Source organism: Lapidilactobacillus luobeiensis (assembly GCF_024345205.1).
GTDB classification, from domain to species: domain Bacteria; phylum Bacillota; class Bacilli; order Lactobacillales; family Lactobacillaceae; genus Lapidilactobacillus; species Lapidilactobacillus luobeiensis.
On sequence record NZ_BROC01000009.1, the window covers coordinates 57544 to 69994 of the forward strand.

7 protein-coding genes are annotated in these 12451 nt (G+C 50.1%); 4 read left to right on the plus strand and 3 right to left on the minus strand.

Annotated elements, in window-relative coordinates:
• Positions 1-3: 3 nt before the first annotated feature.
• The 3 genes from OCU21_RS04715 to OCU21_RS04725 form a co-directional block, all read right to left on the minus strand.
• Positions 4-2748, minus strand: a complete 2745-nt coding sequence (locus tag OCU21_RS04715) for a helicase C-terminal domain-containing protein (protein ID WP_261806312.1) — start codon at positions 2746-2748, stop codon at positions 4-6.
• A 213-nt stretch (positions 2749-2961) separates the two neighbouring features.
• Positions 2962-3600: a hypothetical protein gene (locus OCU21_RS04720; protein WP_261806313.1), complete on the minus strand. Its 639-nt coding sequence runs from the start codon at positions 3598-3600 to the stop codon at positions 2962-2964.
• Positions 3601-3993: 393 nt separating this feature from the next.
• Complete coding sequence (locus OCU21_RS04725; RefSeq protein WP_261806314.1) at positions 3994-5517, minus strand: gluconokinase; 1524 nt, start codon at positions 5515-5517, stop codon at positions 3994-3996.
• A 1194-nt stretch (positions 5518-6711) separates the two neighbouring features.
• On the opposite strand from OCU21_RS04725, the gene OCU21_RS04730 reads away from it, so the two are divergent.
• The 4 genes from OCU21_RS04730 (at position 6712) to OCU21_RS04745 (ending at position 12387) form a co-directional block, all read left to right on the plus strand.
• Positions 6712-9054 carry an HAD-IC family P-type ATPase gene (locus OCU21_RS04730; RefSeq protein WP_261806315.1) on the plus strand — a complete coding sequence of 781 codons (2343 nt, stop codon included), beginning with the start codon at positions 6712-6714 and terminating at the stop codon, positions 9052-9054.
• 194 nt (positions 9055-9248) lie between these two features.
• On the plus strand, positions 9249-10544 hold the full coding sequence (locus OCU21_RS04735; protein ID WP_261806316.1) for an extracellular solute-binding protein: 1296 nt from the start codon (positions 9249-9251) through the stop codon (positions 10542-10544).
• A gap of 309 nt (positions 10545-10853) precedes the next feature.
• Positions 10854-11594: a hypothetical protein gene (locus tag OCU21_RS04740; protein WP_261806317.1), complete on the plus strand. Its 741-nt coding sequence runs from the start codon at positions 10854-10856 to the stop codon at positions 11592-11594.
• Between the two features lie 10 nt (positions 11595-11604).
• Positions 11605-12387, plus strand: coding sequence for a putative ABC transporter permease (locus tag OCU21_RS04745; RefSeq protein WP_261806318.1), 783 nt, complete (start codon positions 11605-11607; stop codon positions 12385-12387).
• The last annotated feature ends 64 nt before the right edge of the window (positions 12388-12451 follow it).

The following is a 12451-nucleotide window of genomic DNA, read 5'->3' on the forward strand; positions in this document are numbered from 1 at the left end:
TAATCAAGCTTGCCGTACCCAGAAGTCAGCGAGCTTGAGGCCTAGTTCCTGCGGCGACCGAGCCAGTTGTGCGCGCTGCCAGTGTGGCGGAAACAGCTGCCGGTAACGCCCACTGGCAAAACGCTGATCGATCAACAAGATCACTCCGCGATCCGCCATGCCACGAATGACGCGACCACTGGCTTGCAACACGTTGTTAAAGCCGGGAAGTTGATAGGCGTAGGCAAAGCCCTGACCGTTTTTCTCCTGATAATAATCCCGAAGTAGGTCGTTTTCCAGACTAAGCCCGGGGAGGCCAACGCTGACGATCGCCACGCCGATCAGCCGGGTACCTTGCAGGTCGATCCCTTCCGAGAAAGCGCCGCCGAGCACGGCAAAACCGACCAGCGTTTCGTCAGGGTCATGAGTAAAAGCGTCCAAAAAGTCTTGCCGGACTTTTTCACTGGCGCCGGCTTCTTGTTGAATGATTTTCACGTGAGGCGTCGCTTGGCTGAAAGCAGTGGCGACTTGTTGCAAGAAGCCGTAGGAAGACATGAAAACAAGATAATTACCGGTCTGGGCGTTGATCATTTCTAACAGCGTGTCCACGATTCGGGGTAGGTTGCTTTCGCGCTGGCGATAGGTGGTTTGCACGTAATTGGTGATCCACAGGCCTTGGTTCTCCGGCGGAAAAGGTGAGGTGATCCGGTAGATCAGGCTATCGGGATCCGCGGCGGTCAGCGTTTCTTGATAGTAACTAAGTGGCGTCAGTGTGGCCGAAAAAAGGATCGCTGCATCGCCTTTATGAAGTGAGGTTTGCAAAAATTCGCTGGCGTCCAAACAGCGCAAAGTGATTTTTATAGTCGGGGTCGTGGTGACGATCGTTTGATAGTTCTCGCCATAGAAGTCGTAAATTTTCAGAAAAGTGTTCACCGCAAAAAAGAGGTCCAAGACTGATTCATGAAACTCGGACTCTTGATGGTCTTGCAACCAGAGCCCCAGTTTCTCCAGAGATTGATATAGGAGCTCAATGAAGTCCTCATCAGGCTCACTTAAAAGCGCCAAGTCAGGCGCCGCACCGCGTGTGCTGTTGCCGCCATATTTTTGTGTCAACAGTTGCACGGTGATCGGTGGTTTTTCCGGTGCTTTTTCAGGTTCGCTTTCAGGTTCGTTCTTGGATTTGTTTTCAGACGCGTTGGTGCCGCTGGTTTCAACGGTTGCGACATCGCTTGTTTCGCCGTTTGCTGTAGTTTTTGCGGCTGGGACCGCTTCAATCGTTGCTTCGGTTCTATTCTCGGTTTCCTGTTCTTTAGCTTTTTCAGAAATCGGCGGCGAGATAGTTTGAGTGTCTGCTAGTTGTACAGGGCTGATTTTTGCTGGTGCTAGTGCAACTGGCCGCACAGGCTCAACTTTTGCCGGTGTGGTCGGCGTTGTTGATGCGGCGGTCGTTGGCGTTGCGCCACTGAAAAGTTGTTGCAGGGTCTTGAAGCTGGCCTGCAAAGGTTTCAGGGCGCGGCGTAATTGTTTCACGGCCGTGCTTTGGTGACCGCGGATTTCTTTTTTGAGATTCTTGATCAGTTGTTCATCAAGGCTACTGCTGTACATTTCACGGCTGCGGCTGACCAGATTATGGGCTTCGTCGATCAGAAAAACGCTGCCAGGCTGAGGGTCAGCGAAGAAACGTTGCAGGTAAACTTGGGGGTCGAAGAGATAATTATAATCGCCGATGATCACGTCGGCGAACAAACTGGCATCGAGACTGAATTCAAAGGGGCAAATCGTGTATTTCTCAGCGTAGCGGTCGATCGTGGCGTGGTCCCAGCGGTTTTCATGGGCGAACAGGTCCTTGAGGGCGTCTTTGTTGCGGTCGTAATAGCCCACGTGGTTGGGACAATTTTGCGGTTCCAGACCTTGTTGGACCATCAAGCAACTTTTGTCCTTGGCGGTGATCGTGACGCTTTTCAGTTGGGCGCCGTGGTCATTGAGCAATTGAACAGTTTCTTCAGCGACTTGGCGGGTGCTGGTTTTGGCGGTGAGGTAGAAAATGCGCTCACTCAGTTCTGTTCCGAAAGTTTTGACCGTGGGGAAAAGTGTGGCGATGGTTTTTCCTGTTCCCGTGGGCGCCTCGGCCAAAAGAAATTTCTGGGCGGCGATGGTTTTATAAACAACGCCAGCGAATTGATGTTGTTGCTCACGAAAGGCGGGAAAGGGAAATGCTAAGTTATTGGCTGCCGCATTTCGCCGTGCCCGCCACTTGGAACGGAGCTGGAGCCAATATTCGTATTCTGTCAGCACCTTGGTCACAAAATCATGTAAATCAGTCCGCGACCAAACCTGCTGTTCCCGGGTGATCGTTTCGGTCAACGTCTGAAAATAGGTCAGTTGCACAGTGACCGTGGACACGTCTTGTTTCTCCGCCAATAGCCAAGCGTAGAATTTGGCTTGGCCCCAATAGCGGGTCAAGGCGTCGGCGGTCAAGTCGGCGAAGGCCGGTTCGGACGTCTTGATTTCGTCCACCAAAATAGCGCCGGAATCAGGATCGATCACGACACCATCGGCGCGGCCTTCGATCAGATAGGCCGTGCCATCTAATTCAGTTTCATAAGTCAAGTGGACTTCTTTTTGATAATCGGGCCCAGCTTGTTTTTGCAAGCGGCGGTGGATCCGCGCGCCTGCCAACGCGGTGTGATTGCTGGAAGGTTGCGGCACCAAATCACCTGATTTTAAAGTGAATTCGATCAGTTCACGAATGCCGAGTTTTTTTACCATAATATCTCATTTCTAGTGCTAGCATTTTGGCGGTTTCGGGCCAAGGTCGTTTGACGTGGACCTGTGCTTAAATTTAATCAATTGGTTCAAGTGTAAGATAATTTTCCCAAAAAGCCAAGCCGACCTAGAACGAAGAAAGTAAAGAGCTGCTCAAAATATATCTGGAACAAATCAAAAAGTAGCTAATGATCCAACAATCACCAGCTACTCTGCTTAAAGAGCGATATCGTAATGTTCTAACACGTCTTGATAGTGGAAAGTCTTCTCAATAAGACTGTAATTGATGAAAACGGGATCGTCGCCTTTAGCAACAACTTTGCCGCCTGAGCGTGACACGAGACCACGATCGTAGAGGCGCCCGTTTAACGTGTAGTGGACTGTGTCGCCTCCGGCTAGTAAATATTGCACCGTACCTTCGTAAGCTTTAGTGTTGGCCGGCTGAAAACTGGCGTATTGGATCGACTTGATCGTTTTGAGCGGGTCAGATCGGTTGGTAGTGCAGTAGAAATAGATGGTGCCGATCTTCAGATCCTTGACCGCTTTTTGCGCATAGGTCGTTGCAGTGATGATCGCATAGCCCGTGTTGATAGCTGGATCAGATAGGCTGACGACGCCATTAGTCATTCTAGGGAACAGCTTTTTTTCTGCTTGCTCCGCGGAGAGTCGTTCTTGGCGAACCAGGGTAGCAATCATCTCACTACGCGAAGTGTTAATGACTTGCCCTTGCTTATCGCTGGTCACGACCTTTTTTGTGTCTACATTTGGGGACCAGGCCTGCTTGGCCCATAGACCGAAAAATACTAAACCTAAAATCAGCACGCCCCAGCTGATCTTTTTTAGATCGAGTTTCACTGATAGTCACACCCCTTTTAATACCGCCCGTAAAAAAACACTTAGTGATCTCGTCTTATTTCGAAGGATCCCCCCGCGATCAAGGAACCAACTTAGTGTGATGGCTATTGTATCAATAAAGAAAAAATAATCCTGATCACTGATCGCCAAGCACTGAACGTCAGGCTATCACCTTGCTCAATTCTTATTATATCCCTATAAAGCGGCAATGTAAACGCTCTCTGAACCGCTTTTTACCTGAAAGTGATCGTCACTTTCAAGCACCTGGAAGAAGCGGAGCAGCCAATACGGACAAACGGGTTGGTTCCGATAATTCACGGCAAGATAGCTTACAGCAGTGGCTCGCGCTGGAAAAACCCAGTGAGTGCAGTGAGACAAGTCGGCTGGATGCTATTAAAGAGCTCCAAACTGTGAGGTCAAAGTTTGCCAAGCCACTAAATCTGGATCGGGCTGCGCAGACCGTTGGGCCAATTGCCACCATAACGGCAGTAAGCGTTGATACATTTGTGACGTGGCCGAACTAGGTTGATAGGTCGTTGAGGCAATGGGTGGTTGTGCGTGCCACCAAGGCTGGGTAGAGTCGAGGGCCTGTTGCGCCACCCGAGCAGCGCCTAACGCGGAGCCCTGGATCTGGTCGGGGATCACTAAGGCGCGGGCAAAAACGTCGCTGATCAATTGGCACCAGAACGGTGAACGAGCGAAACCACCTGTTCCTAGTAAGGTGGCCTTTTTGGCAGCGGGAACGAGGGTACTTAATTGTTGTGTAACGACCGCCAAGTTGAAGGTGATCCCCTCTAAGATCGCGCGAAGGAGATCAGCGCGGGTGTGTTGACTGCGTAAACCAATAAAGTGACCACTCAAGCTACCATCCCAAAACGGTGCGCGTTCACCGTTCAAGTAAGGCAAAAAAATCAGACCATGAGCGCCAAGCGGGCTTTGTGCGGCTAAGGCGATCATGGCCGCGATCGGGTCGTTGGTGTTTTTGAGATCAGGACAAAGGGTCGTCAACGCCCATTGGAGAATGATCCCGCCATTATTGACAGGACCGCCCAGCAACCAATGCTCGGTATCGATCCGATAGCAGAAGGATTCGCCTTGCGGGGCCAGTTGTGGTCGGTCACTGATCACGCGAACAGCGCCACTGGTCCCAATGGTTAGGGCGATCTGGTCAGGGTGAACAGCGCCGATCCCGATATTGGCCAAAGCACCGTCACTGGCACCTAAGACCAAACGAGTCGTTGACGGCAAGGCTAAGGTAGTCGCCATTTGCGGCTTGAGCGGATAAGTAGTCGTGATCGGAACGATCCGCGGTAAGGCGCTATTGGGTAGTGCTAATTTTTTCAAAATAGTTTCAGACCATTGACCGGTCCGCCAAGCGACCAGTCCAGTAGCGCTGGCCAAATTTATGTCGAGAACGAATTCGCCGGTCAACTGCCAAACCAAGTAACTTTTTAGATCTGCAAAGTGAGCGGTTTGACGTAATGATCCTGGTTGCGTCGCTTGTAACCAAAACAGTTTGGCCAGTGGGGTCATCGGATGTAAAGGCGTGCCCGTCTGCTGATAGAAATCAGGCGTAGTCGGGTCTGCTCGCAATTGAGCCACGGTCGCCGCGGCCCGATTGTCCGCCCAGGTGATGATCGGGGTCAAGGGCTGCCAATGCTGGTCCAACAATAACAAACTATGCATCGCCGTTGATAGACTAAGCGCGGTGATCGTATCCGCGTGAGGAAGCTGTTGCTGAATATCTGCGATCACCGCCTGGACAGCCTGCCAAATAGTTTGTGGATCTTGCTCGGCTTGCCCTGGTTGAGCCTGGTTTAGAGGATAGCCTTGCTCAGCAGTCGCTAAAATTTGTTCGTTTTTGTCCATAAGGATCGCCTTGGTGCTGGTCGTACCCACATCGATACCAATGATCATGATTTGTGCTCCTTGTCTTACTATTGATTTTAGTGTAGTGAAAAGTAGGTGAACTTGCAAGACTCGGGCGATGTTTTGAATTGCTTTGAAAAGTGTCATTTCTGTATTTACTGACTTGCTTGCAGGTGTAGTTGGGATTGGTGGTGACGCAACCGTCTCAGGGCGTTTGTGGTGGCTGGAACGCAGTGGGCATCGTTTGAAGCCAATCCGCAAAGGACGCGGCTTGTCTTCAAAGCGAGCCTTTGTCTAAGTAGCTGCTGGCGCACCTACAAAGACAAATTTCACTGCTGAGCCACACGCCCTGAGGCGGTTGCTAGGCAGTATCGAGCTTATCTGCAATCTGGGTGAAGTAGTTGACGAAGTGCTTTTGCTAGTGTGGCGGTCAAAATAGTACCACTTCGATTGATAAAAAATTTCTGACTGGTTGTTCCAACCTATTGCCCAGACTAGTAAATCCAAGTTTTGTGATACGCCATTCAGTTGCTGTGATCATCAAGCTGATTGTTACGTTGTGACTACTAACCATGGTCGTCAACTACGTGAGAATCCGTCAATTTACACGAGCAGGCACTATGGCGTGGCAGCTTATTCTACTTACAATTGTTGAGTAACTGCAACGGAGTGGTTCGGGGTGAGATCGCCGTGAAATTGGTCTTAGTGGCTGTGCCACTTAGACCAAGGCTCAGCTTTGAGATTCGCGTACTTTGCGAAGCTCAAAGTGACGCCCACAGCGAGCTCATCCCGAACCACGCAGTGGAAGTTACGGCCAAGATATGGGAGCACAGCGAGCTTGCCCGCCACACGCAACGCAGCCCGCGGCCAAGATTGGAACAGAGGAGACACAGCGAGCCCACCCCGAACCACGCAGTGGAAGTTACGGCCAAGATATGGGAGCACAGTGAGCTTGCCCGCCACACGCAACGCAGCTCGCGGCCAAGATTGGAACAGAGGAGACACAGCGAGCTCACCCCGAACCACGCAGTGGAAGTTACGGCCAAGATATGGGAGCACAGTGAGCTCACCCGCCACACGCAACGCAGCCCGCGGCCAAACTAGAAACGGAACAGACACCACCCCTGAATGATCTGTTAAGAAATCATTATGCTTGCGTGATTTGCTAGCATGAAAGGCCCGCCTATCAGCCAGTTGTGCTAAAATCTGGGTAGATAGTGAGTGGAAAGAAGGCCGACCGAAATGGCGGATCGTTTGATTCCTAAAACAGCAACCAACTTAAAGACCGGTTTGACTGCCGCACAAGTTGCAGATAAGACCGCGGCCGGTCAAACCAACGTCCAGATCAAGAAATTATCGCGATCGATCCCGCAGATCATTGGCGCTAATTTGTTCACGCTATTCAATTTGCTTAATTTGGTGATTGCAATCTTGATTTTCATGACTGGCTCCTATCGTAATCTCTTTTTCATGGGACCGGTGTTGGTCAATATTGTTATTGGTAGTTATCAAGAGATCCGGGCTAAATTGCGGATCGATCGTTTGAATATGGTCAATCAGCAAACGCTGACGGTCCTACGAGATGGGCAGTCGCAGCAGGTCGCCTTAGAAGCCTTGGTGTTAGATGATCTGGTCCTATTGAAACGGGGCGAGACGGTGCCGGCCGATGGGATCGTGCAGCAAACGACGGGATTGCAAGTGGATGAATCCGGACTGACCGGCGAAGCGGACTCTATTGCTAAAAAATCGCAAGATCCAGTTTATTCTGGTAGTTTCGTTGTCGCGGGACAAGGGTTGATCCAATTGACTCAGGTCGGACTACAAAGTTTTACGGCGCAATTGTCTAACGCGGTCAGTCAGAAAAAGCCGCGGTTAAGTGTGTTATTACGGATCATCAATCGGATCATTCGCGTGTTGACTTATACGATCATACCGCTGGGATTGCTCTTGTTTTTCCGGACCTATGGTAAAAGTGGCAGTTTCAATGACGCGATTTTGGGCACGGCGGCTTCAGTGATCGGGATGATCCCTGAAGGGTTAGTGCTGTTGACGTCGATCGCCTTGGCGACGGGCGCCTATAATTTGACGAAGAAACGGATCTTAGTCCGGTCATTGAACGCGATCGAGACTTTGGCGCGGGTGGACACGCTTTGTTTGGATAAAACCGGGACGATCACCACTGGGCAACTGACGGTCAAACGGGTCTTGCCGATCGCCGCTGATCAGGTCGCGACCGTGACTGCGGTGGCCAGTAAGATCGTCGCGGCGACGGCGGAACAGAACGCGACCGCTCAAGCGATCCAAGCATTAGCAGTGCCGCCGCTCAAAGTCGATGTTGCGGAGGTATTGCCTTTTTCCTCTGAGACGAAGGCATCTGGCTTTGTGACGACTAAAGGCGTTCGCTACTTAATGGGCGCGCCGGCATTTATTATTCATGATTTTCATGGCCCGCTGAAACAGCAGGCGCAGGATGCGGCGGCAGCAGGCTATCGTGTTTTGGCCGTGGTCGCGGAGCAAGCACAAGTGGCGCAAGAGGTCTTAGGCCTGATCCTGATCGCTGATCAAGTGCGACCGCAGGCTAAAGGTACTTTTGATTATTTACGTAGCCAAGGCGTGGCTTTAAAAATCATTTCTGGCGATGACCCAGTCACAGTCGTTAATGTAGCGCGCCAAGCAGGTATCGAAGGTGCGGCGGCCTATGTGGATATGAGTAGTTTGCCCGCTGAAAGTGACTATCAAGTTTTAGCCCAACGTTATCAGGTTTTCGGACGCGTTCGTCCAGAACAAAAAGCCAAATTGATCAAGGCGATGCAGGCCAATGGGTTGACCGTGGGGATGACCGGCGATGGGGTCAATGATGTTTTGGCGATGCGCCAATCTGATTGTAGTATCGCGATGGCTGGAGAAAGTGAGGCGGCGGAGGCTACCGCGAATTTCGTGCTACTGGATCATAATTTTGAGTCTTTGTTATTTATGTTGAACGAAGGACGCCGGGTGATCAATAACGTGGAACGAGTCGCTTCATTATATTTGATCAAAACGATTTATTCCGTGGTACTCTCTTTGTTCTTCATTATCTTAGGCACCGTTTATCCTTTTCAATTGTCGCAACTGACTCCGGTCAACGCTTTGACCGTGGGCATCCCCACTTTCTTTTTGGCGTTGGAGCCGAATTATCGCCCGCCAGCCGGACGTTTCATGCGTAATGTGATGGAGATCGCCGCGCCAGCCGCGATCTGCGATATCTTGCTCTTGATCGGGATCAGCGTGGTTGGGCATTTCAATAATTGGCAGTATTTGGCTACTTCGACCATGTCTGTTTTCGCGATCGGTGCGATCGGTTTTTGCGCCTTGTTGGCGATCAGTCGGCCGTACGTCGGGCGCAAATTATTATTGATCGGTCTGTCGATCCTCACTTTTCTGGCGACCTTTATTTTTAGCACGACTATTTTCGGTCTTCAAGCTATTTTGACTTGGCCATATGTTTGGTATTATCTTGGCCTACTTTTGCTGGCGTGGCCGCTCTTCTTATTCATGCGCGAAGTCTTAGGTCGACGCGTTTTCAGTAAAGTAAAATGGCGTTGAACGTCTTGCTCAAAGCGACCCGCAAGCACCATGTTAAGGTGGGTCGCTTTTTAATGTTGTTTGCGCCAGGGCACTCAGGATCACGGTTGGGCGCGGTGCGCTAAAGGGGTTCGTATAAATTTCATTTGTCAAGCGCTTTCAAATGTTGCATAATGGAGAAGGACTTTCTAAACCGAATTGAAACAGGGGTAATTATGCGAAAACACGGCCAAAGCGCAAAATTGATTTTGCTCATTTGGGGGGCATTATTGCTAACTGCGTGTCAGCATACGGTCGCAGGTCAAGTCGATCACGCAAAACCAGTGCGGATCACTTATTGGCATCGGATGACGGGCACTTGGGCGCAGTCGCAGCAACAACTGATCGATGATTTTAATCAGTCACAGCAGAAATATCATGTCGTTGCAAAATCTTGGGGAAGTTACACAAAACTGAATAAGAAAATCAAGCAGGCAGCCAAGAAAGATGAATTACCAGTTTTGGCGCAGACACCGTACACAAATATTGCGGATTATGTGGCGGCGGACTTGTTGCAACCATTGGATCAGGCGATGTATCAGGGCAAAAGTGCCTTATCCCATAAACAGTTGGTCGATATCAATCCTAGTTTTTTGGCGACCGGTCAATATGATGGTAAACAATATGCGCTACCATTCTCGATCTCGACGCGGATCCTTTATTACAACCAAGCCTTACTTGATAAGTATCAATTGCAAGTGCCAACAACTTGGGACGAGCTTTTGCGCACCGCTAAAAAAGCACGATCCCTAGGACTTGTGCCGATCGCCATGGATCACTCACCAGATCTGGAATTGGAGAGTATGGCTTTTGGTATTGATCAACAGCCGATCGATTCGCAGTTGCACGTCAATATCAATTCTTCGGCGAATCAGCAACTGACGCGGATGATCAGTCAAGCCACACAAACAGGCTTGATCAGAGTGGCACCGGCCGATCGCTCTTTTACCTATGAGTTTCTCAAGGGAAATACGCTCTTTGGCTTCGGTTCTAGTTCGGCGATCCCAGAACTGCAACAACAAACCAAACGGTTGAGTTGGGGGACGACGATCTTACCCCAATATGGCACCAGCTCAACGAATGTTTTGGCTGGAAATGATCTGATCATTTTCAAACAGGCCTCCAAGAAACAACAAAAGGGCGCCTGGCAGTTCATGCGTTTTCTTTTGAAGAAAAAACAAGTGACGACTTGGGCGATCGATTCTGGTTATGTGCCTGTGACTGGCTCGGCGATCCGTAGTAAGGAATATCAGGCGCTGTTGAAGGCGGAACCACAGTATGGCGCGGCTGTTAAGTCGATCAAGACCTCTTTCAAATCGCAAACATTTGTTGGTTATCAATTATATCGGGAGATCATGTTGACGACGATCACCGGCGTTCAGGCGAAACCGGAAAATCTAGAGATCGAGCAGGGGCAACTACAGAATATTACCGAGAACATCATTACATCGCATCAACAAGCCGATCATTAGAGCAGTCAATGTCAACGTTTATGAAATGTTTGACCATAGAGCCGCGCCTCGTCCGCGCGGTTTTTTTGTTGACGATTTCTTCATTAGATCAATGCTACATCTGATCAATGCTTCGCCGATCAAAACGTGCGCGGAGAGGACCGCACCCTTGCTGTCGGAGTGTGCCGTCTGCTCGTCAGTTGGTTGTCTTGATTGGGCCCACGACACTGGCATTGGTGATCATTGGACACTGCTCATGGTAATTTAGCGATTTTCAGGGAAATTATGGTATGCTAGGGGAGTCAAAAGTTAGGGATAGGAGTTTTTCAGATGAAGATGTCTGTTGCGCAATTTCAAGCAGCGTTAAAAGAGCAGGAGCCAGAATTACGGATCGTGACGCTACCGGCAACTGGTGATCATGATGCGGCGTTTTTCCAAAAGGTGGCCGCGGCGCTGTTGACTCAAGCGGCTGATCTATTGGATGAGGGCCGCTTGGGTTATGCAAGCTACGCGCTGGGCGGTGAACCGGCGGCGGAATTTAGCGTGGAGCTTAGCCCCGTCAATTTACCGATGGCCGATTATAAAAAGGTCAATCAATTTTTCACTGATGAGACGGCGCCAGTCGCGTTGAATCTCTATTTGGTGACCAGAGCTGAGCACCTGAACGTGTCCCATTTTCATATTGATCTTTTGGGCAGTAGCGAAGCCGACCTGACAAGTTATCAAGAGTCCGCCGCCATGATCATGGCGGCAAATTGGACCAAGATCGTGGCCAACTTCCAGAATCCACCAGCACCGAAAACACCAACGCCGATCGTAAAAACCACGACCAAGAAAGCCGCAACAAGTAAGAAGACCACCAAAAAAGCATCAGCGAAGAAAACAACCACCAAAAAGACCGGGGCGAAGAAGGCCACGACCAAGCGGGCCGCCACGAAGAAAACAGCGACTAAAACAACTGCAGTAAAAAAAGCGACGACCAAAAAAGCTGCCCCCAAAGCGGCAGTGAAAAAAACCGGTGCGACTAAAAAGATAACCGGCAAACAAGCGACCACCAAAACAACGAAATAAGGAGGCCGGCATGAGTGAGCAAGTTTTTACCGAAGTGGTTTTACAATTCTTCATTTATGCGTTGATCGGCTGGCTTTGGGAAACTGGACTGAAGGCGGTCAAGGAACATCGTTTTGTGGACACGGGCTTTCTGATCGGGCCGATCACGCCGATCTATGGCTTCGGCGTCGTTGGGGTGGTGTATTTGTTGCGCCCCTGGCAAAATCAAGTGGTGCTACTGTTTATTCTAGCCACGCTTCTAGTGACCGCCCTGGAATATTTGACCGGCTTCTTGCTGGAGAAAATGTTTCACACAAAATGGTGGAATTATGCCAATGTGCCGCTAAATATTCAGGGCTATGTGGCCTTGCCGATCTCGTTGTTCTGGGGGATCTGTTGTGTGCTGATCATTAAATTCGTGCAACCGGAAGTGATGATCCTAGTCGGTCAGTTATCCCGGCGCTTCGGCTTTATTTTGCCAGTCGTATTGATTGCGATCGGGTCATTTGATTTCGGCTTCACGCTGGCCAACTTACAATCCTTCCGGGCCAAAATGCAAAAACTCAATTTGGCTATCGAAGAACGGCGCAGCGAACTCAGCACTGGTGTCGCCGGTCTGCGGCAAGATGTTCATGAGAGCTGGGATGATTTTTTGGAGAAATACCCGCAAAGGCGGGCGCATTTGACCAACTTGAATTTCGGTCAGCGTCATTTGCTCCGGAGTTTCCCCAATATGAAAGTAGAGAATGCCAGCAATCATATGGATGAATTAAAGGAATTGGTCAACGCGCTCCGCAAGAAACGAAAAAAATAAGGTCCTGATTTTTGCACAGCGTTCACAGTTCGCTAAGAAGCTGAGGATCCTAAAATAAAAGAGT